Raw genomic sequence first — 19,526 nt, 5'->3', positions numbered from 1 at the left:
CTCCAGAACTGTTTGTTCAATTAATGGGATTGGTACCAGACCAGCGATGGGGGCGATGCGCGCCCTGCACAAGGCCTTAACGCAAATTAACTATCAGCCGCGGCCCTTGACCAGCGGCAGATCGGCCGCCTGCCAGGCCGGAATGCCGCCGTCGAGCACGGAAACCTGCTCGAAACCGGCTTTCTTCAGCGTCTTGGCAGCGGTTGCCGAGGCATTGCCGGTACGGCACACCAGTACCACCGGTGACTGCTTGGCCGAGGCCAGCAGCTTGTGCGCGGGGGTCAGCTGGGCCAGCTGCACGTTGCGGCTGCCGACAATGTGGCCCTTCTCAAACTCGCCGCTGGCCGACAGATCGATCACCACGGCGTTGCCGGCGTTGATCAGATGGGTCAGCTCGGCGGGCTTGAGCGATTTGTAGCCGCGGAACAGGCGTGCGATCTCGGTGGCGATGATGGCCACGGTGAGGCCGACCAGGGCCAGCGACAGCATCGGATTTCGGCCGGCGAAGGCCAGCAACTCTTCGTAATTCACTCAGGTCACGGGTCGATAAGCGGGCGGGGATTGTCGCACAGCCGGCGACAGGGCGGCCGGGGGCTCAGTGGCCCTGCCACAGGTCCGGCAGGCCGCCAGCCTGCCACCAGCGCTTGTTGTCCGGATCCCAGCGCCACCGCTCGTTCACCACCACGGTGCGCTCGGCCTGGGTGTTGCGGTTGATGACGCTCATTTCCACACGCCGCTCGATGCTGCCATCGGCGCCGGCGCTGCTGGAACGCTCGCGGTAGCCGGACACCTGCACCTGCCGGTAGCGCTCGCGCTGCAGGTCGGTGAACGGCTGCAGCTTCAGGTATTCCGGGTCGATGAAGCGCTCGGCGCCCTCGAAGTCACTCCAGCGCACGGCGGCCACGTAGGCGTCCTGCGTTGCGGTGAGCTTGGCGCGCTCGCTGCGGCTGGGGCCATCACCGGCATGCGCGGCAGCGGCGGCGGCGAGCAGGATCAAGGCAGTGACGGACTGGAGCAGGTACCTGTACATGGAATCCCCCTGGGCAGGCGCCCATCCTAGCCTTTGCTGATGGCAACGAAACGGCCTTCCAGTTCAGCCGCCCCGCCCACGATCTCGGCGCGGATGCTGATCCGGGCGCGTCCACGCTTGCTGAACAACGCCAGAAAGCCTTCCCAGTCCTGGTCCGGCGCGGCCTTCGCCGATGCCATCAGCTCGCCATAGACCGGTGCCCGGTAACGGATGCTGCTGTCGGCCACATACACCTCGGCGTCCTTGCCCGCCATCGCCAGACGCAGGCTCACCAGCGCCCAGCCGGACAAGGTCATCACCGATGCCAGGCTGCCGCCGAAGGCGTTGCCCTTGTCATTGACGTTGGCCAGCAGCGGCGCATGCATCCGCAGCACGCCGTTGTCATAGCCAGCAATGCGGATATCCATTGCTGCCACCGGTGGCATTGCGGACAAGGTTGCCTGGAGTCGCGCAAGCAAGGCGGAAGGATCGACGTGTTCGAGCATGGAAGAAAGCACTGAAACGGAAAGCGCCCGCATAATGCATCGAATGAACCGCCGCGCCTATGTGCCAGCCGACACGGTTTGGCATCTGATCTCGCTACGCCCCCAAGGGCAGCACGACACCCTGCGCAGTGCCGCCAGCCGCGCAGGTGCACGCACCGTGGCGCTTTCGCCGTGGCGGCTGGCGTTGCGCAACGACCCCATCACCCGTGAATACCTGACCGAAGCGGCGCAGTGTGATCGCTTGGTATTCACCAGTCCCGCCGCCGCCGAAGCCACCGTTCGCATGCTGTCGCCCGGAACCCTACGCGCAGGTACGGTGGTTGCCGTTGGCGAAGGCACCGCACGCGTACTGCGCAGGCATGGTGTCATCGACGTGCAGGCACCGGCGCGGATGGACAGCGAAGGCCTGTTGGCGTTGCCCTGCATGCAGTCGCTGCAGGGCCTGCGTGTGGCGCTGGTCACCGCACCCGGTGGCCGCGGCATGATCGCCGCGCAGGTCTGCGAACGCGGTGCCGAGCTGCTGCGTGTGGACGTTTACGAGCGCGTACCGCTGCCGGTCAGCGCTGCCAGCATCGCGCGCCTGCAGGCACTGCCGGAACCGGCCGTACTGGCGGTCAGCAGCGGTGAAGCGCTGGAGTTCGTATTACCGCAACTGCCCCCCGCCCTGCTGCAACGCTGGCAGCGAACACCGGTGGTAGTGGCCAGCGCACGACTTGCCGCATTGGCGTACGCACTGGGCTTCCAGCACGTCAGCACCGCCACTGGACCGCTGCCGGCGCAGATGGTCGAAGCGGCCCACGCGGCGGTATATCCATCGCCCCGCTGACCCGGCAACGGCGCGCGGCTTGCCTGCAAGCGGTGGCGCGGGCGATGCTTTGTCAGCAGACCCACGTCACAACCCCCATGTTGTGGGCCTGTCCTGCCAAGGATGCTGTGCTTCCATGAATGACGTCTCCCCCGCTCCAACGCACCGCAGCCCGTTGCGCTGGGTGCTGCCCCTGATCGTGCTCGGTGCGCTGTGCGCGGCCGGCTGGTTCGGCTGGCGCGCCTGGCAATCCTGGCAACAGCAGAACGCACTTGCCCGCAGCAGCGCCACCCAGGAAATGAGCGCGTTGCGCGACAGCCTGGAAGCCCTGCGCAGCGACCAGCGCAACAATGCCCGCAGCCTGCAGGATGCCGCTGCCACCAACCGGGTGTTGCGCGATGAAGTGCTCGGCCTCGGCCAGCGCAGCGCGCTGCTGGAAGGCAGCGTGGCCAAGCTCGCCGACAGTTCGCACCAGGGCGCTCAGGCCGTGCGCCGCGAGGAAACCGAGCTGCTGCTCAGCCAGGCGCAACAGCGGCTGGTCTATGCCGATGACATCGACGGTGCGCGACGCCTGTACGCGCTGGCGGCCGACGTGCTGGAGAGCACCGACAATCCCGACTACCTCAACCTGCGCCAGGCACTGATCCAGGAGCGCAACGCCATTGATGCCCTCGGCCCCGGCATCCGCGCCAGCACCGCCGAGCAACTGTCCGCCTGGACCGCGTCACTGGACACCCTGCCCGAACAGGTGGCACATGCAGCCGACGCCGCGCAGCCATGGTGGCAACAGCTGCTTTCACCATTGGTGCAGATCCATCCTTCCGACAGCCGTGTGCTGGTCGCGCGCTCCGAGCGCATGGCCGCCAACGACGCACTGCAGATCGAACTGAGCCTGGCCCGCGCCGCACTTGAACGTGGTGACCAGCAAGGTTGGCAGCAGGCACTGGACCGCACCGGTGGCTGGCTGCTGCGGCTGTGGCCCGAATCACCGCAACGCAAGCAGCATCTCGACCAGTTGCGGGCCATGCGTGACACGCCGCTTCGCCCTGCAATTCCTGAACTTGGCAGCACCCTGCAGCAATTGCGCGCCATGCGCGCCGCAAAGGACATCCCATGAAAGCCTTCCGTTCCATGTTGGTGATCCTGCTGGTCGCCGCCGTCGGCATCTTCGGCGCGCAATGGCTGGGGCAGGAATCGGTGCGCTCGCTGGGCGAAGTGATCGTCCGCGCAGGCGGGCACGACTACATCGCCACGCTGCCGCAGGCGGTGTTGGCGCTGGTGATCGCGCTGCTGTTGCTGTGGCTGGTGTGGACGCTGGTCAGCGCCCCGTTCCGCAGCTGGGCGCGTTACCGCCGCAAGCAGGGCCGTGCACGACTGATTGATGGCCTGCAGGCTCTGGATGTTGGTCAATGGCAGCGCGCGGAAAAGCTGCTGCAGAGCGCGGCCACCGAGAAACAGGCGCGCCCGATCGCCTTGGTAGCGGCCATGCGTGCCGCCGAAGCACGCGACGACAGCAGCGCTGCCGGCCAGCACCTGCAGCAGTTGGGCACGGCCGACCCGGCGCTGCATGCGCTGCACAGTGCCGAGCGCTGGTTGCAGCAGGACAAGCCACTGGAAGCGATCACCGCCTTGGATGTCCCCAGTGTCCAACCACTGCCGCCGCGCGGCCTGTGGCTGCGCACCGATGCGCTGGCCCGTGCAGGGCGCGCTGAGGAGGCCTATGGCCAATTGGGCGCACTACGCCAACAGCAGGCGCTGCCGTCCAACGCGATCGCGGCGCTGGAAACGCGTCTTGCGCTGCAGATGCTGGACGAAGCCACCGATGTGAATGTGCTGGCCGCTCGCTGGGAAGTGCTGCCCAAAACCCTGCGTGTCAGCCCCGAAGCGGTGGCCCGTTATGCACAGCGCGCGGCGGGTCTGAGCTGGAACGACGTGGCACTGCGGATCATCGAACAGACCCTGGACAGCCAGTGGGATGAAGCGCTGGTCACGCTGTACGGCGCACTGCCGGTGGACAAGCTCGATTCACGGCGGGCCAGTGCACAACGCTGGCTGCAATCACATCCCGACAGCCCGGCGCTGTTGCTGACCCTGGCGCGGCTGGCGAACGGCCAGGGCCAGTGGGCACAGAGCGAGGAGTTCCTGCACCGCGCCATTGCCCAGGGCGCCGGTCCGGAAGCCTGGGAACTGCTCGGCGAAGGTTTCGCCGCGCATGGCGAGGACGCATTGGCGCGGCAATGCCTGCTCAACGCCGTACGCCAGCGCCGCAACCAGGATCCGCTGCCGCTCAACCGGCGCGATCTGCGCCAGCAGATCCAGGACCAGGCCGTGGCGGAAGAACGCGACGAGCACGGCTTCCCGCGCCTGAAAGGCTGAGGCCGTGAAATCCCGCTCCCGAATGACACTTCCCACGCGATGAAAATACCTGCCGACATCCACCAGCGTGTCGTGGATCTGACCAACGCCATGATCGACGCCGGTCAATCCGGTGACGTGGAACGCGCGGAGTCCCTGTACGGCGAGCTGAGTCGCTACTGCGAATCCGTGGCTGCGGAAGGGCGCGACCATCCATTCCTGTGGGAAACACTGGCCGACTTCACCGACGATGATCGCGATGCCATCGGCATCTACCTGCGCGCCCTGCCACTTGCCAGCGCCGCAAACGCCGCCGACTACGCGGCATCGATCTGCCTCGCCGTGGCCGAGCGTCATTCAAACCTCGACGAGCTCGAGCGCGCGCGAAGCTACGCGCTGCAGGCCGACACCTTCGCCCGCAGCACCGACGACCTGCCGCTCCGCGCGATCATCAGCCAGTTCCTGCTCGATCATGCCGATGCGGCGGACGAACACTGACCAGCAAGTCCCTACGCACGGGAGCGGCGCAAGCCACGAAGCCACATCCTGCCAAATGCCGGTGATTCATCGGCCGGGCATCCCGTGATTGCAGTTGCTTCCGCAGGCGCGCGACGTTGTCAGCCTCACGCCTGAAGTCGCTCCCATGAAAACCCATCAGCGCTCGACGATGGCCACCACACCCATGCCGCCGGCGGTGCAGATCGATACCAGCGCGCGGCCACCACCACGGGCGGCCAGTTCCTTGGCCACGGTGCCGATGATGCGGGCGCCGGTAGCGGCGAACGGATGGCCCGTACCCAAGGACGAACCCAGCGGATTGATCTTCTGCGGATCAATGCTGCCCAGCGGCACGTCCAGGCCAAGACGGTTGCGGCAATAGTCTTCGCTTTCCCACGCACGCAGCGTGCACAGCACCTGCGCGGCGAAGGCTTCGTGGATTTCGTAGATGTCGAAATCCTGCAGGGTCAGGCCGTTGCGTTTGAGCATCTCCGGCACGGCGATGGTCGGCGCCATCAGCAGGCCTTCGCCATGCACGAAGTCCACCGCCGCCACCTGCGAATCGCGCAGATAGGCCAGCGGCTCATGACCATGCGCACGCGCCCATTCCTCGCTGGCCAGCAGCACCGCAGCGGCACCATCGGTCAATGGGGTCGAGTTGGCGGCGGTGAGCGTGCCACGGCCGGAAACCTTGTCGAAAGCCGGCTTCAACGTCGCCAGTTTTTCCAGCGAAGTGTCCGGACGCAGGATGTTGTCGCGCTCCACACCGCGGAACGGCGCGATCAGGTCGTTGAAGAAACCGCGCTCGTAAGCGGCGGCCAGCTTCTTGTGCGAAGCCACCGCCCACTCATCCTGCGAATCACGCGAAATGTTCCATTCCTTGGCCATGTCCTCGCAATGGTCACCCATGCTCTTGCCGGTACGCGGCTCGGCCACGCCGGGGAACTCGGGCTTGAGCTCTGAGAACTTGAAACCCTTGGTCAACGCGCGCAGCTTGTCGCCGGTGCTCTTGGCCCGGTTGGCCGCCAGCAGGCGCGCGCGCAGCTTCTTGCCGTAGACGATTGGCACGTCGGAGGTGGTATCCGAACCGCCGCCGATGCCCGACTCAATCTGGCCCAGTGCGATCTTGTTGGCGACGGTGATGATGCTGTCCAGCGACGTACCACAGGCACGTTGCAGGGTGATGCCGGGGGTCAGCGGCGACAGGCCCGAGGACAACGCGGCTTCGCGGCCAAGGTTCCAGTCGCTGGGGTGCTTGATCACCGCGCCCATCGCGACTTCACCCAGCTGCTGGCCATGCAGACCAAACCGTTCAACCAGGGCGCCGAGCGTACGTACCGACATGCCGAGATTGCCAACATCCGAATAGGCGGTGTTCTGGCGGCAGAACGGGATGCGTACACCACCGAGGATGGCGACGGGACGAGCGCTGGGCATGCGGGTACCTGACATGAAGTTGAGTGCGATGTGGCCTGCAGGTGATAGCAGGCATAATGGCGTTGAGTGTAGCTTCGAGGCCGTGATGGGCCAACCGCGAACCATGAGCAATTCCAACCCCGACATGAACGCTTTGGGCCTGATGGCTCTGGAACTGGCTGGTGGCCAGCAACCGAACAAGGCCGCGCTGCCTTCCGGTCAGGCCGGTGAACTGGCCGCGCTGATCGGCCGCGATCTGGCCAAACTGGTGCCGCAGGTCAGCGGGCTTGACCTGGTGCTGGCCGCCGCGCATTTCGACCCGGCCGAAGTACTGCGCCCGGGCTGGCCGATTCATCGCCGCCTGGAAGAGCTGCAGATGCGCGCCCCGGGCCGCAACCAGGGCCCGCGCCTGCTGGCCTTCGGCACCGACGTGAATGGCGACGTGCCACTGCCGTTGCAGGCCGATGCGAGCTTGACCGGCGGCGGCCTGCGGGTGGTGCCGTTCGTGCTGACCGGCAGTGACACCGGCCTGTTGCAGGAGGCCCGCGACGCGCTGGAGGACGTATTGCTGGCCAACGGCATGGCACAGCCGGATACCGCGATGCTGGCGCAGAACGCCTTTGGCGCGCAGATCGAACATGCGCGTTATTTCACCCTGAACGACCTGGCCGCGATGATGGCCATGCAGTACGACAACCAGGGCCTGGCCGCACTGTGGCCGCTGCTGGAAACGGCGATGTTCGCGCCCGACGAGGAGCAATGGCTGGAAGCACCCCCCGAGCCGCTGCTGCGTTATGTTGGCGGTGAAGTGCGCATGGCGCTGTTCGACCCGGCCGGCTGGTGCTCGCATTACGCACATGCCAACAACGACTGCGACCGGCTGCAGCGGGTCTACGAGCAGTACCTGATGCGTCAGCGACAGATGGCCGCGGTGCTGGAAGCCCACGGCGTCGACGTGCTGTATGTGCACGTGCATGCCGGGCAGGACGCGAAGGTGCTGCTGGGGCATTGATTGCGGCTTTCCGGGTACTGAAAAGGGCCGCTTTTGCGGCCCTTTTTTTGTGCTCCATCGGAGGCGGGAATGCTCCCGATGCATCTCGGCGACGCAGGTATTACGCCAACGGCACACTTCCCAAACCCTCCCCTTCGCCTTCGGCGAAAGGGACGGCGAAAACCCATTTACGGCGCCTTGTTGATCACCGCGCACGCCAGCCGTGCGCCGGCATTGCCGGTGGGCTGGGTTTTGTAGTCGTCCGGGTCGGCGTGGACGATCAGACCACGGCCGGTGATATCGAACGCATCGCCCTTGCCCACGTTGACGTTGCTGGCCACCGGGCCGTCGATGTGGGCGTTGCCCTGTGCATCGGCCTTGATGTTGGGCATGTCGCCGCCGTGGTGCGCGGTGGCGTCAATGCTGCCGTGCTCGCTGCTGCCCGGGTTGAAGTGGCCACCGGCGCTGGTGCCGTCCGGTGCGCTGCAATCGCCCTTTTCGTGAATGTGGAAGCCGTGTTCGCTGTCCGGCTTCAGACCGCTGATATCGCCGGTGGCGCGCAACTTGCCGTCCACTTCGCTGAAGGTGATGGTGCCGGCGACCGTGCTGTCCTTGGTCGGTTGCAGCAGCGCGGTGGCCACTGGCTTGGCCATTGCCGGCGGTGCGGCCGGATCGCTGACTGGCGCTTCAGCCGGCACGGTTGCCGGCGTATTGGCGGCGGCCGGGTCAGCCGGTGCAGCATCGGGTTCGGCGCCCTGCTTGCAGGCGCTCAGTGCCAGCGCGCTGGCGAGGAAAAGTGTGGTGTGGATCAGACGCATGTTCTTGCTCCGTTGCGGGACTGGATCAAAACGATGAGGGCGTTCAGCGCACCACGCGGATCACCGCGCAGGCGACACGGGCGCCAGCATTGCCGGCTGGCTGACTGCGGTAGTCGTCGGCACCAGCGTGCACCACCAGCGCGCGTCCGGCAATGTCATTGGCTGCACCGCCGCCGAGTGTGACACCGCGCAGATGTACATCCACATGCACGACACCGTCGGAATTGACCTGCAGGTTGTCCATGTCGCCGGCATGATGTGCCCCTGCCGAAGCGCGCCCGTGCGACTGCGCTGTGGGGTTGAAGTGCCCTCCCGCGCTGGTAGCGTCCATCGCGCTGCAATCGCCCTTTTCATGTACATGGAAGGCGGCCTGCTGGCCGCGCGGCAGGCCGCCGATCACGCCGGTGATATGCACGCCTCCGGCTTCCGGTACCAGCGCCAGACGACCGCTGACCAGGCTCGCCGAGGCCGGCGCGAGGTTGGCTTCGGCCATGCGTGCGGTGCTGACCGTGGCCTGCTGAACAGGCGGGGTGGGCTTGACCGTCGGACCGGAACCACAGGCGGCCAGGAACAAGGTACTGGTGGCGGCCATCAGGATGAGGTTCTGACGCATGGGGAAACTCCTTTGTAAGGCATGCCGGTGACGGTAACGGCGTGAGCCGGCATTGCGCTGCTGCGAACGTATCGGCGTAAAGATGCCTGTTTGTCGGCAAGCGGTCGAGCACCCGCTTTACTCAATCGACGCGCGCAGCGCTGGGAAGCATGCCAGCGCCGGCCACTTCAACCTTCTGCAACGTGGCGCGTACATCACGCAACGCGCCTTCATGCTGGTCACCGTAGACCTGGCGCATGGCCTTCACCGCAGCGATGGCGTGCTGGTGTGCGCGGCCGCGGTCACCCGTGGCCAGCTCGGCTTCAGCCAGCCCGCGCAGGATTTCGGCAGTGATGGGGTTGACCCGACCCAGCGTACGGTCGGCAATGCCCAACAGAGCCTGTTGTTCGTCACGGGATGCGGTCGCCTGGCCTGCTGCCAGCAACCAGTTGGCATGGTTGTGGCGCGCGATCACCGTGGCCTGTGACTCAGGCCCATAGCGCTTGGCATTCCATTCCATGGCCGCACGATAGTGCGGCCCGGCTTCAGCCACCTTTCCCTGCTCCCGCAGCGCGCTGCCCAACATGCCGCGCACATTGATCGGATAACCGCTGTCGGCGCCGTACATGCGCTCATAGGCGGCCAGCAACTGCCGCAGTTCCGGCTCGGCGCCAGCGAAGTCGCGCATGCGCAACCGCGTGGTCACCCGGTCCCGACGCGCCACCAGCGTCAGCGGGTGATCGGGACCATTGATGCGGGTACGGCGTTGTACGACCTCATCCAGCAGCGCAATGGACTGCGCGTAGTCACCGCTGCTGGACAGCAGGTCGGCATAACGCTTGGCCGCATCCAGGCGTTGCTGGTCATCGGCGGGCGCGGTGCGGATGAAGCCATCCAGTGCTTCCTTGGCCAGATGCAGGGCGTCGACCATTTTGCCCTGCCCGAACCATACCCACGCCAGACGTGACTGCATGTCGTACATCAGCCACTGGTGCGCCGGATCACCGCCGCGCGCCCTGGCAATGCCTTGATCAAGTGCCGCCTCGGCCTTCGCAGGGTTGTCAGTCACGACATAGGCTTCGCCCAGCACCTGTAGTGCACGCAGGCGCTGCAGTTCCAGTGTTCCGGGATGCGCGTCGGCGAGCCTGCGTATCGACTCCAGATGCTCGATGGCACGGTCGTATTCCTCCAGCGTCATCTGGTTGACCGCGATGATCAGCTCCATGTCCGCGAGGATGTCTGGGTAGGCCGCCAGATCGCGCGGTGCACGCTGGGAAGCATCGTCCAGCACGCGCAGCATCAAGGTCTTGTCCAGATCCTCGGCCATCGCCGGATCCATGCTGTCGAGCACCGAAGCCAGGAAGTTCGAGGACACCTTGGCGCGTGCGGCTTCCTGTCGTGCCTCGCGCAATGACCAGATCGTGGCCGCCAGGCCCGCCACCAGCACCACGGCAACCATCGCCGCAGCGCCCACCATCAGCCGGTTGCGGCGCGCGAACTTACGCGCGGCCAGCAGCCGTGCGCGCCCTGCTGCATGCGGCGGATAGTGGCGCAACCAACGGCGCAGGTCTTCCAGCAGCAACGACACCGATGCGTAGCGGTCGCCGCGTTCATGCTGCAGCGCTTTCACTGCGATGGCATCCAGCCCGTCATGAAGCTCCTGCAGCAATCGCGTCGAAGTACTGCTGCGTGTCGTGGCCACCTGCACCTGCCTATCCGCAGGCAGGCCACGCAGGTACTGCGACGGCGACGACGTTGTGGTGGCCTCGGGCCGCGCACCGCAGGCCAGTTCGTACAGGATCGCGCCCAGCGAATACACGTCGCTGCGCGCGTCGACATCGTTGCCTGGCAGTGACTGCTCCGGGCTCATGTAGCCCGGTGTACCACCACCGCTGCTCAGCTCAGTACCTTCGGTTTCCATGGCGATACCGAAGTCGATGATCTTCGGCATCGCCACATCATCGACGCTGCCCACCAGCACGTTGCTCGGCTTCAGGTCGCGGTGGATGACGCCTTTCTGGTGTGCGTGCTGCACGCCTTCGGCCACCTTGATCAGCAGTTCCACGCGCTGGCGCATGCTCAGTGCGTGCTGGTCGCACCACTCGGAGATCGGCTGGCCCTGGATGTATTCCATGACCAGATAGGCACGCCCTTCCGGGTCGATGCCGGCATCGTGGATCTGTGCGATGGCCGGATGCTGCATCTGTGCCAGCAGGCGGCATTCGTATTCGAAATGGGCATGGCGGCGTTCGCTCAACGCGGGCGTGCGCACCAGCTTGAGCGCGACCTCGCGCTCATAGGCACCGTCGGCGCGACGGGCCAGGTACACCCGCCCCATGCCGCCGGAACCGATCATCCGTTCGATTGCCCAGGAGCCAAACCGCGTGCCCGCCACCACCTCGGCTTCCTCAACCTGCAGCAGGGCTTCGGCAGCCCGTTGCAGCGGTTCGCGCAGACGTCGCGTGGCGTCCGCGTCGGCAGCAATCAACGCCAACAGTTCCTGCTGCAATTCGAGGTCATCTCCAGTCTGCGCATGGACGAAGCGGACCCGTTCCGCATCAGGCAGATCGGTGGCCCGCCCAAACAGCTCGGTCAACCGGCTCCAGGCATCGGCGCTCAGCATGGCAAGCGCGTCGACAACCAGGCACGGGTGAAGCGCAGGTCGCGCTGCAACGTCGCGGTGGAGACACCGAGCAGCTCGGCGGTCTCGGCCACGGTGAAGCCGGCCAGTTCATTCAACGCGAAAGCCTGGGCCTTGCGCTGGTCCACCTGCGACAAGTGATCGAACGCTTCAGCGATGGAATGCAGGTCTTCCGGCTGCGGTGCCGGATCCAGCAGCGCGACCGACAGCGTCAGCGCCTGCTCTTCGCCCTTGCGTTTGTCGCTGCCCTGCATGCGCGCCAGATCCACCAGCAGGTCGCGCATCTTCAGCGCGGCAATGGCATGGAAATGCTCGCGTGACTGGAACGGATGCGCACTGGCTGACAGCCGTATCCAGGCTTCGTTCAATAGTTCGGTAGGGCGCAGATCGCCGTGCTTACCGCGTGCAAGGCGCCGGACGGCCTGTGCATGGAGTTCGCCATAGACCTGCGCGGCAAGCGCTTCGGCAGCGATGCGATCACCGCATTGCCAACGGCGAATCAGCCCGGTGATGTCCGTCAGCGGTGTCGTGGTCCCCATGGGGGGCCGAGTATACATACCGCTGCCTCGACAACCGGGCAGGCAGTCACAGCTCAGCGACGACGGCCCGGGCCGAGCTTGCGGGTGAGGGTATTGCGGCCCAGCCCCAACCGCGCAGCAGCGTCGGCACGATGTCCGTCGGTGAAGGCCAGCGCGGCTTCCAGCAGCACTGCATCCAGACGCTCGCGCGCCTGCGCATGCAACCCATGCGCCCCTTCGGCCAGACGTTGCTGCGCCCATGCCGCGAGGGCGCGGTCCCATTGGTCCGGCACCACCGCCGTGGTCGGGCGCGGACCGCGTCCGCCACGTGCCAGGGCGGCGCGCACGTCGGCGGCGGAAATGGTGTCGGCCACGGCCAGTGCGGCCAAGCGCCAGCACACATTTTCAAGCTCGCGCACGTTGCCTGGCCAGGCATGCTCGCGCAGCGCCTGCACCGCCGGGGCGGACAGGCGCTTGGGTGGCATGTCCAGCCGCCGTGCGGCGTTGCCCAGGAAGGTCTCGGCCAGTTGCGGCACGTCGCCCAGGCGTTCGCGCAGCGGCGGCAGCCACAAGCGCACCATGTCCAGGCGATGCAGCAGATCGGCACGGAAACCGCCCTGCTCCACCAGTGTTTCCAGGTCCTGATGGGTGGCCGCGACCACCCGCACATCGACCCGGATCAACTCACGCCCACCGACGCGGAAGAACTCGCCTTCGGCCAGCACACGCAGCAGGCGGGTCTGCAGGGGCAGCGGCATGTCACCGATTTCATCCAGGAACAAGGTGCCGCCATTGGCTTGTTCAAAGCGGCCGATATGGCGCTTGGTGGCACCGGTAAAGGCGCCCGCCTCGTGACCAAACAGTTCGCTCTCCAGCAGTTCGGCAGGAATGGCTGCGGTGTTGAGCGCGACGAACGGCCCCTTGGCGCGCGGTGATTCACGATGCAATGCGCTGGCCACCAGTTCCTTGCCGGTACCGGTTTCGCCATTGATCAATACCGACAGCGGCGCCTGTGCAAGACGGCCAATGGCACGGAACAACGCGCGCATGGCCGGGGTGTCGCCGATCAGCTGCGGCGGGCCGTCGTCCGAGGTACTGGCCGCTGCGATGGCAGGCACCGGCACGACCTGCGGTTCGGGCAGCGCGCGGCGGGCCAGTTCCACCGCGTCATCCAGATCGAACGGCTTGGACAGGAATTCATGCGCGCCGCCACGGAACGCGCCGGCGGTGCTGGCTACATCGGTATACGCCGACATCACGATCACCGGCAGTTGCGGGTGCGCGGCCTTGAGCTTGTCCAGCAGCACCAGCCCGTCGTCACCGGGCATGCGCACGTCGGTGAACAGCAGGTCCGGTGCCGGTCGCTCGGCCATCGCGCTCAAGGCGGCGGCGGCGCTGTCGAAGCCTTCCACCGTGTAGCCGGCATCGCGCAGCGCCGTGGTCAGCACGAAACGTACCGAGCGGTCGTCATCGACCACCCACACCGTGGCGGCCTGGGATGTGGACTCATGCATCGCTCACCTCCGCGGTTTCTTCCTCGGCCAACGGCAGCGGCAACAGCACGGTGAACACGGTATGGCCCGGCCGCGAGCGGTAGCTGAGCGTGCCACGGTGTTCGCGGGCAACCTGCTGGGCCAGTGCCAGGCCCAGCCCGGTGCCTTCGGCGCGGCCACTGACCAGCGGCAGGAACAGATGCTCGGCCAGTTCTTCGGGCACGCCGCGGCCGTCGTCGGCTACTTCCAGGCGCAGCGCCAGCGGGTGCGGCTGCTCGGCGATGCGCAGACCGTGCTCGACCCGGGTACGCAGGGTGATGCTGGTGGCACCGGCCTGGATGGCATTGCGCACCAGATTGAGCAGCGCCTGGGTCAGGCGGTCGCTGTCACCGGGAAACTCCGGAATGCTGGGGTCGTAGTCGCGCAGCAGCCGTACCGACCAGCCGGCCTCGTTCTCGACCAGACGCAGCACCCGCTCCAGCGCGGCATGGATGTTCAGCGGTGCATGCGGTCGTGGCGGTGCCGGTGACAGCAGTTGCTCAAGCAGGGTGTTGAGGCGCTCGATCTCCGAGCCGATCAGTTCGATCAACTCACCTTCATCGCTGTCGCGGCCATGCGCACGGCGCGCCAACAGCTGCGCGGCACCTTTCAGTCCGGCCAGCGGGTTACGCAGCTCGTGGGCCAGGCCCTTGAGTGCGGCACTGAAGGCGCCAGGCAGGACCTGTGCCGGGTCGGCCGTCTGGAACTCGTCCACCGGGTGCGCTTCAAGCAGCCAGCCGCCGCCTTCGTGGCCGCTCAGCCAGCCGTCGGCGAAGCGCGGGGCTTCGCCAGGCAAGGCCAGGGCCAGCCGTGGCAGGCGCCGGGTGTCGGTGGAAGGCGTTGCCAGTTGCCCGGCCAGCAGCTCGCCCTGCACCTCCAGCGAGGCCAGCGGCTGGCCCAGCAGGCGCCGCACGCTCACTCCCAGCCAGCGGCAGAATGCCGGGTTGGCACCGAGGATGCGGCCATCGGTGTCGCTCCAAACCAGGGGCGTGGCCAGCAGTTCCGGGGAGGGGCTGAAGTCGTTTCCGCTCATTGCACCAATATAGTGCAAAGACCCGGATTCACTGCTTCTGCAACAGCAGCGAATGCAGGATGCGGGCGTCTTCGATGTCCAGCTCGGCGGGGAGCGTGTCACTGCCCCGGAAGCGGCGGTGGAAAGCGCGCGCAGCGGCGGCGCGGTCATCCAGCGGGTAGCCCAGGGCCTGCAACGCCATCCAGCGGTCGAAGCCCTCCGGCGCCGGCCCATGTGCAGCATCCGGCCAGATCCCGAAACCGGCTTCGGCCAGCTGCTGCCAGGGGAAGAAGCGGCTGGGGTCGGCCTTGCGCGTGGGTGCCAGGTCGGCGTGGCCGATGATCTGGTTGCGCGGGATGTTGTAGCGGGCGCAAAGGTCGTCGAGCAGACGCAGCAGCGTGGCGATCTGCGGCTGGGTGAACGGGCTGTGGCCGTTGTTGTCGATCTCGATGCCAAGCGATGCCGAGTTGAGATCGGTGATGCTGCCCCAACGGCCGCCGCCGGCGTGCCAGGCGCGTTCGCTGTCGGCCACCAGCTGGTAGAGGTCACCATCGCGGCCAACCAGATAGTGCGAGCTGACTTTGCCGCCGCTGTTGGCGCTGCGCAGCGTGTCCAGGCTTTCCTGCACCGAATCCTGCTCGGTGTGGTGCAGCACGATGATCACCGGGCTGCGGGCATTGTGGTTCGGCGACGGCACCCACTGCGCCAGCGGATTGCGTACCGGTGCGGAGGTACAAGCGGTGAGTGCGGCGACCAGCGCCAGCGGCAACAGGAGTTTGTGGTTCATGGGGGGCATTGCACGTTGCTGCGCGTCGCATGGCAAGTGACCAACGGCAGGGAACAGGACGTTCCGGCAAGGGAATGTGATTGTGGTCGTGGGTGCCGCGCCGTGGTTTCTGCATCTGTCGCGCTGGGGACTTGCTCATGTCGGTTGGTTCTCCGGTGTCGAGCGGCCCTCACCCCAACCCCTCTCCCGTAAACGGGAGAGGGGCTCAAAGCAATCAAACCTCGTAGGCGGACTCACCATGCGTGGTGACATCCAGGCCGGTGCGTTCGGCTTCCTCGCTGACACGCAGGCCGACCAACGCGCGCACCACCAGCAGGATCACCGCGGTGACCACCGCGCTCCACAGCACGGTGAAACCGACACTGATCACCTGCACCCACAGCTGGTGGCCGATATCCAGATCCACCTTGGTGCCACCCAGCGACTGCGCGCTGAACACGCCGGTGAGGATCGCGCCGACGATGCCGCCGACCCCATGCACGCCGAACACATCGGCGGTGTCGTCGGCCTTGAGCAGGCGCTTGAGGCCAGTGACGCCCCACACGCAGACAATGCCGGTGACGAAGCCAATGACGATCGCACCCAGCGGGCCGACCGTGCCGCAGGCCGGGGTCACGCCGACCAGGCCGGCAACCGCGCCCGATGCCGCACCCAGTGCCGACGGATGGCCTTTGCTGATCGCTTCCACCAGCGTCCAGCCCAGCACCGCCGCGGCGGTGGCCAGCACAGTGTTGATGAAGGCCAGCGAGGCCACCGTGTCTGCCGCCGCCGCTGAGCCGGCATTGAAGCCGAACCAGCCCACCCACAGCAGCATCGCACCGATCCAGGTCAGTGGCAGGTTGTGCGGCTTCAGCGCAGTCTGGCCGTAGCCCAGGCGCTTGCCGACAAACCAGGCCGCAACCAGGCCGGCAACCCCGGCGTTGATGTGCACCACGGTGCCGCCAGCGAAATCGATCGCCCCCATTTCACCGAGGTAACCCCCGCCCCAGACGATGTGCGCCATCGGGATGTAGCTCAGGGTGAACCACAGTGCGGAGAACAGTAGTACCGCGCGGAACTTGATGCGTTCGGCGAAGGCGCCAACGATCAATGCGGTGGTGATGCCGGCGAAGGTGGACTGGAACGCCACGAACAGGAAATCGGGCAGGCCCGCGATGGGCGTGTTGCCAACCGAGTCGGGCGTGAAGCCCTTGAGGAACGCGAACTGCGTGAACGAACCAAAGAACTGATTGCCCGCACTGAACACCGCGCTGTAGCCATAGGCCACCCACAGCATCAGTACCAGCGAGAACACCACCAACACCTGACTCAGCACCGACAGCACGTTCTTGGCACGCACCAGACCACCGTAGAACAGGGCCAGTCCCGGCACCACCATCATCAATACCAGCAGCGTGGCGGTAAGCATCCACGCCACATCACCGCGATCAAAGGCAGGCGCCGCTTCGGCCGCCGGTGCAGCGGCAGCTGCCGCGACGCTTTCCGTGGCGACCGGCTGCATCTGCGCAGCCTCTTGTCCCGTGGCAACCGACGGGAAGACACCCGCTGCGACCACCGCGAGCATGAATGACAGGCACAGGCCACCGAACCGGGCTTTCAGCCCGGTGAAAAATTCCGTTCGCATTTTCGACTCCGACTGTTGGGGGTTAGGACCCGATCACGCGCTGTCGCGTGCGAAGCCAGTCATGCCGTTGGTGAGCCGGGAAGCAGCGTATGCGTGATACGCGGGCATTCCCTGCACCGCGCGCGGACCAACTGTCGAACGCAGCAGGAACGTGTGCGGATGCTTAGAGCGCGTCAGCGCCTGTTTCACCGGTGCGGATGCGCACCACCTGCTCAAGTGGGGTGACGAAGATCTTGCCGTCGCCGATTTTTCCGGTGCCCGCAGCGGCCTGCAGCGTTTCGATCACCGCGTCCACGCTGTCGTCTGTGACGGCGGTTTCGATGCGGATCTTGGGCAGGAAATCGACGACATACTCGGCGCCGCGATACAGCTCGGTGTGTCCCTTCTGGCGCCCGAAACCTTTTACTTCAGTCACGGTGATGCCCGAAACGCCAACGGCGCCCAGTGCTTCACGTACTTCGTCCAGCTTGAACGGCCGGATGATGGCGGAGATCAGTTTCATGCGCATGTCCCGAAGTGGAGGAGGCCGGCCCAAGCCTGCGGGCCGGAATCATGTCTTCCACCGGCCGCAGGGCGGCCGCTGGCTGTTGCGCCGGACGTGTCATGAGCCTCGCTGTTGCCACCCCGTCTGAGGGCGGCAGCAGTGACGCGGGAGGGAGGAACGGCCCATGACGCGCGTGCGGCTTCTCTTGCCCCTGGTGTTGCCTTGCCTGTTGCTTCAGACCGCTGCCATGGCTCCCCAGTCATGAAAGCGGCGGCGATGACGAAGGTGGGAGGGGAGCCCTTCGTCATCGCCACCTGAACTCAGCTTGCGTAGTACAGCTGATATTCCAGCGGGTGCGTGGCCGCACGGAACTGGGTCACTTCCTTCATCTTCAAGGTGATGTACGCATCGATGAAGTCGTCGCTCATCACGCCACCGGCCTTGAGGAACTCGCGGTCCTTGTCCAGTGCTTCCAGCGCCTGGTCCAGCGAGGAGCAGACCTGCGGGATCAGCTTCTCTTCTTCCGGCGGCAGGTCGTACAGGTCCTTGTCGCTCGGTGCGCCCGGGTCGATCTGGTTCTTGATGCCGTCCAGGCCGGCCATCATCAGCGCGGTGAAGGTCAGGTAGCCGGACTGGATCGGATCCGGGAAGCGCATTTCGATGCGGCGCGCCTTCGGGTTGGACACCCACGGAATGCGGCACGAAGCCGAACGGTTGCGGGCCGAGTAAGCCAGCATCACCGGGGCTTCAAAGCCCGGCACCAGGCGCTTGTAGCTGTTGGTGCCCGAGTTGGTGAAGGCATTGATGGCACGGGCGTGCTTGAAGATGCCGCCGATGTACCACAGCGCCATCTGGCTCAGGCCGCCGTAACCGTCACCGGAGAACAGGTTGGCGCCGCCCTTGGCCAGCGACTGATGCACGTGCATGCCGCTGCCGTTGTCGCCGACCAGCGGCTTGGGCATGAAGGTGGCGGTCTTGCCGTTGCGGTGAGCGACGTTCTTGATGACGTGCTTCATGCGCTGCAGTTCGTCAGCCTTGGTCACCAGCGTGTTGAACTTGGCGCCGATCTCGCACTGGCCGGCATTGGCCACTTCGTGGTGGTGCACTTCGACTTCGATGCCCACCTTTTCCAGCACCTTGCACATCTCGGCACGGATGTCGTGCAGCGAGTCGGTCGGCGGCACCGGGAAGTAGCCACCCTTCACGGTCGGACGGTAACCGGTGTTGGTGCCGTCATAGCTCTTGCCGGTGTTCCAGGCACCTTCTTCCGAGTTGATCTTGAAGAAGGTGTGGCCCATGTCGTTGGCGAACTGGATCGAATCGAAGATGAAGAATTCCGGCTCCGGGCCAAAGAACGCCAGGTCGGCGATGCCCGAGGACTTCAGGTACGACTCGGCGCGCTTGGCGATGCCGCGCGGGCAGCGGCCGTAGCCCTGCATGGTGGCCGGGTCGAGCACGTCGCAGATCAGCACCAGGGTCGGGTCGGCGTAGAACGGGTCCACATAGGCGCTGTCAGCGTCCGGCAGCAGCACCATGTCCGACTCGGCAATGCCCTTCCAACCGGCGATCGAGCTGCCGTCGAACATCTTGCCTTCCTCGAACAACGCCGGCTCGACGATCGATGCCGGGAAGGTCAGGTGCTGCTCGATACCACGCATGTCGACGAAACGCAGGTCGATGAACTCGATCTGGTTGTCCTTGATCAGCTTCTCAACGTTTTCCAGGGACATCGGGTGGAACCTCGGGTGGATTGATGATGTGCCTGTACTTCAGCAACTTGCGTGCCAACTATGAAATTTTTGTAAGTTGTTGTTTTTATTTGACATGCAGTTGCACCGACAGCCAGCTTTCGCACTATAAAGGTGCATTCTTTCAATAAAGCACCAAAATAGTGCAAACACTGGATGGACTATGCTGTGGCGGCCTTTCCTCCCATTC

19 protein-coding genes are annotated in these 19,526 nt (G+C 65.7%); 5 read left to right on the top strand and 14 right to left on the bottom strand.

Annotated elements, in window-relative coordinates:
* Positions 1–93: 93 nt before the first annotated feature.
* The 3 genes from ABB26_RS10880 to ABB26_RS10870 form a co-directional block, all read right to left on the bottom strand.
* Positions 94–531 carry a rhodanese-like domain-containing protein gene (locus ABB26_RS10880; protein WP_057633994.1) on the bottom strand — a complete coding sequence of 146 codons (438 nt, stop codon included), beginning with the start codon at positions 529–531 and terminating at the stop codon, positions 94–96.
* Positions 532–595: 64 nt separating this feature from the next.
* On the bottom strand, positions 596–1,030 hold the full coding sequence (locus tag ABB26_RS10875; protein WP_057633992.1) for a hypothetical protein: 435 nt from the start codon (positions 1,028–1,030) through the stop codon (positions 596–598).
* Between the two features lie 26 nt (positions 1,031–1,056).
* Positions 1,057–1,515 (bottom strand): YiiD C-terminal domain-containing protein, encoded by a 459-nt coding sequence (locus tag ABB26_RS10870; protein WP_057633990.1) that lies wholly within the window; start codon positions 1,513–1,515, stop codon positions 1,057–1,059.
* A 43-nt stretch (positions 1,516–1,558) separates the two neighbouring features.
* Here ABB26_RS10870 and ABB26_RS10865 point away from each other — a divergent pair, with 43 nt between their 5' ends.
* The 4 genes from ABB26_RS10865 (at position 1,559) to ABB26_RS10850 (ending at position 5,173) form a co-directional block, all read left to right on the top strand.
* Positions 1,559–2,341 (top strand): uroporphyrinogen-III synthase, encoded by a 783-nt coding sequence (locus ABB26_RS10865; RefSeq protein WP_245626196.1) that lies wholly within the window; start codon positions 1,559–1,561, stop codon positions 2,339–2,341.
* A gap of 115 nt (positions 2,342–2,456) precedes the next feature.
* Positions 2,457–3,437 carry a uroporphyrinogen-III C-methyltransferase gene (locus ABB26_RS10860; RefSeq protein WP_057633989.1) on the top strand — a complete coding sequence of 327 codons (981 nt, stop codon included), beginning with the start codon at positions 2,457–2,459 and terminating at the stop codon, positions 3,435–3,437.
* Positions 3,434–4,696, top strand: a complete 1,263-nt coding sequence (locus ABB26_RS10855) for a heme biosynthesis protein HemY (protein WP_057633988.1) — start codon at positions 3,434–3,436, stop codon at positions 4,694–4,696. The genes ABB26_RS10860 and ABB26_RS10855 overlap by 4 nt, the downstream gene beginning before the upstream one ends.
* Before the next feature lie 39 nt (positions 4,697–4,735).
* On the top strand, positions 4,736–5,173 hold the full coding sequence (locus ABB26_RS10850) for a hypothetical protein (protein WP_057633987.1): 438 nt from the start codon (positions 4,736–4,738) through the stop codon (positions 5,171–5,173).
* Positions 5,174–5,329: 156 nt separating this feature from the next.
* On the opposite strand, the gene ABB26_RS10845 is transcribed toward ABB26_RS10850, so the two are convergent.
* The gene (locus tag ABB26_RS10845) at positions 5,330–6,625 is read right to left on the bottom strand and encodes an acetyl-CoA C-acetyltransferase (protein ID WP_152982641.1); all 1,296 of its coding nucleotides are present in this window, start codon (positions 6,623–6,625) and stop codon (positions 5,330–5,332) included.
* 88 nt (positions 6,626–6,713) lie between these two features.
* On the opposite strand from ABB26_RS10845, the gene ABB26_RS10840 reads away from it, so the two are divergent.
* Complete coding sequence (locus tag ABB26_RS10840) at positions 6,714–7,601, top strand: hypothetical protein (protein WP_057633984.1); 888 nt, start codon at positions 6,714–6,716, stop codon at positions 7,599–7,601.
* Positions 7,602–7,768: 167 nt separating this feature from the next.
* Here ABB26_RS10840 and ABB26_RS10835 read toward each other — a convergent pair whose 3' ends face one another.
* The 10 genes from ABB26_RS10835 to glnA form a co-directional block, all read right to left on the bottom strand.
* Positions 7,769–8,398 carry a superoxide dismutase family protein gene (locus ABB26_RS10835; protein WP_057633982.1) on the bottom strand — a complete coding sequence of 210 codons (630 nt, stop codon included), beginning with the start codon at positions 8,396–8,398 and terminating at the stop codon, positions 7,769–7,771.
* Positions 8,399–8,441: 43 nt separating this feature from the next.
* Positions 8,442–9,011 carry a superoxide dismutase family protein gene (locus ABB26_RS10830; RefSeq protein ID WP_057633981.1) on the bottom strand — a complete coding sequence of 190 codons (570 nt, stop codon included), beginning with the start codon at positions 9,009–9,011 and terminating at the stop codon, positions 8,442–8,444.
* A gap of 121 nt (positions 9,012–9,132) precedes the next feature.
* Positions 9,133–11,613, bottom strand: coding sequence for a serine/threonine-protein kinase (locus ABB26_RS10825; protein WP_057633978.1), 2,481 nt, complete (start codon positions 11,611–11,613; stop codon positions 9,133–9,135).
* Positions 11,607–12,188, bottom strand: a complete 582-nt coding sequence (locus ABB26_RS10820; RefSeq protein WP_245626195.1) for an ECF-type sigma factor — start codon at positions 12,186–12,188, stop codon at positions 11,607–11,609. The genes ABB26_RS10825 and ABB26_RS10820 overlap by 7 nt, the downstream gene beginning before the upstream one ends.
* Before the next feature lie 35 nt (positions 12,189–12,223).
* Positions 12,224–13,663, bottom strand: a complete 1,440-nt coding sequence (gene ntrC, locus ABB26_RS10815; protein ID WP_057633974.1) for a nitrogen regulation protein NR(I) — start codon at positions 13,661–13,663, stop codon at positions 12,224–12,226.
* Positions 13,656–14,714, bottom strand: coding sequence for a two-component system sensor histidine kinase NtrB (locus ABB26_RS10810; protein WP_057633972.1), 1,059 nt, complete (start codon positions 14,712–14,714; stop codon positions 13,656–13,658). Before ABB26_RS10810 ends, ntrC begins: the two co-directional genes overlap by 8 nt.
* A 28-nt stretch (positions 14,715–14,742) precedes the next feature.
* Positions 14,743–15,489 carry an N-acetylmuramoyl-L-alanine amidase gene (locus ABB26_RS10805; protein WP_057633971.1) on the bottom strand — a complete coding sequence of 249 codons (747 nt, stop codon included), beginning with the start codon at positions 15,487–15,489 and terminating at the stop codon, positions 14,743–14,745.
* 205 nt (positions 15,490–15,694) lie between these two features.
* Positions 15,695–17,104 (bottom strand): ammonium transporter, encoded by a 1,410-nt coding sequence (locus tag ABB26_RS10800; protein WP_057633969.1) that lies wholly within the window; start codon positions 17,102–17,104, stop codon positions 15,695–15,697.
* A gap of 163 nt (positions 17,105–17,267) precedes the next feature.
* On the bottom strand, positions 17,268–17,606 hold the full coding sequence (locus tag ABB26_RS10795; protein WP_057634141.1) for a P-II family nitrogen regulator: 339 nt from the start codon (positions 17,604–17,606) through the stop codon (positions 17,268–17,270).
* Between the two features lie 302 nt (positions 17,607–17,908).
* On the bottom strand, positions 17,909–19,318 hold the full coding sequence (gene glnA / locus ABB26_RS10790; protein ID WP_057633967.1) for a type I glutamate--ammonia ligase: 1,410 nt from the start codon (positions 19,316–19,318) through the stop codon (positions 17,909–17,911).
* Positions 19,319–19,526 lie beyond the last annotated feature (208 nt).

Source organism: Stenotrophomonas humi (assembly GCF_001431415.1).
GTDB lineage: Bacteria > Pseudomonadota > Gammaproteobacteria > Xanthomonadales > Xanthomonadaceae > Stenotrophomonas > Stenotrophomonas humi.
This window is presented reverse-complemented; position numbering and strand designations above follow the sequence as displayed.

Excerpts from the sequence above, each read along its gene's own strand:
- ABB26_RS10875 (WP_057633992.1), bottom strand. The coding sequence starts at position 1,030 with ATGTACAGGTACCTGCTCCAGTCCGTCACTGCCTTGATCCTGCTCGCC.
- ABB26_RS10870 (WP_057633990.1), bottom strand. The coding sequence starts at position 1,515 with ATGCTCGAACACGTCGATCCTTCCGCCTTGCTTGCGCGACTCCAGGCA.
- ABB26_RS10865 (WP_245626196.1), top strand. The coding sequence starts at position 1,559 with ATGAACCGCCGCGCCTATGTGCCAGCCGACACGGTTTGGCATCTGATC.
- ABB26_RS10860 (WP_057633989.1), top strand. The coding sequence starts at position 2,457 with ATGAATGACGTCTCCCCCGCTCCAACGCACCGCAGCCCGTTGCGCTGG.
- ABB26_RS10855 (WP_057633988.1), top strand. The coding sequence starts at position 3,434 with ATGAAAGCCTTCCGTTCCATGTTGGTGATCCTGCTGGTCGCCGCCGTC.
- ABB26_RS10850 (WP_057633987.1), top strand. The coding sequence starts at position 4,736 with ATGAAAATACCTGCCGACATCCACCAGCGTGTCGTGGATCTGACCAAC.
- ABB26_RS10845 (WP_152982641.1), bottom strand. The coding sequence starts at position 6,625 with ATGTCAGGTACCCGCATGCCCAGCGCTCGTCCCGTCGCCATCCTCGGT.
- ABB26_RS10840 (WP_057633984.1), top strand. The coding sequence starts at position 6,714 with ATGAGCAATTCCAACCCCGACATGAACGCTTTGGGCCTGATGGCTCTG.
- ABB26_RS10835 (WP_057633982.1), bottom strand. The coding sequence starts at position 8,398 with ATGCGTCTGATCCACACCACACTTTTCCTCGCCAGCGCGCTGGCACTG.
- ABB26_RS10830 (WP_057633981.1), bottom strand. The coding sequence starts at position 9,011 with ATGCGTCAGAACCTCATCCTGATGGCCGCCACCAGTACCTTGTTCCTG.
- ABB26_RS10825 (WP_057633978.1), bottom strand. The coding sequence starts at position 11,613 with ATGCTGAGCGCCGATGCCTGGAGCCGGTTGACCGAGCTGTTTGGGCGG.
- ABB26_RS10820 (WP_245626195.1), bottom strand. The coding sequence starts at position 12,188 with ATGTATACTCGGCCCCCCATGGGGACCACGACACCGCTGACGGACATC.
- ntrC (WP_057633974.1), bottom strand. The coding sequence starts at position 13,663 with ATGCATGAGTCCACATCCCAGGCCGCCACGGTGTGGGTGGTCGATGAC.
- ABB26_RS10810 (WP_057633972.1), bottom strand. The coding sequence starts at position 14,714 with ATGAGCGGAAACGACTTCAGCCCCTCCCCGGAACTGCTGGCCACGCCC.
- ABB26_RS10805 (WP_057633971.1), bottom strand. The coding sequence starts at position 15,489 with ATGCCCCCCATGAACCACAAACTCCTGTTGCCGCTGGCGCTGGTCGCC.
- ABB26_RS10800 (WP_057633969.1), bottom strand. The coding sequence starts at position 17,104 with ATGCGAACGGAATTTTTCACCGGGCTGAAAGCCCGGTTCGGTGGCCTG.
- ABB26_RS10795 (WP_057634141.1), bottom strand. The coding sequence starts at position 17,606 with ATGAAACTGATCTCCGCCATCATCCGGCCGTTCAAGCTGGACGAAGTA.
- glnA (WP_057633967.1), bottom strand. The coding sequence starts at position 19,318 with ATGTCCCTGGAAAACGTTGAGAAGCTGATCAAGGACAACCAGATCGAG.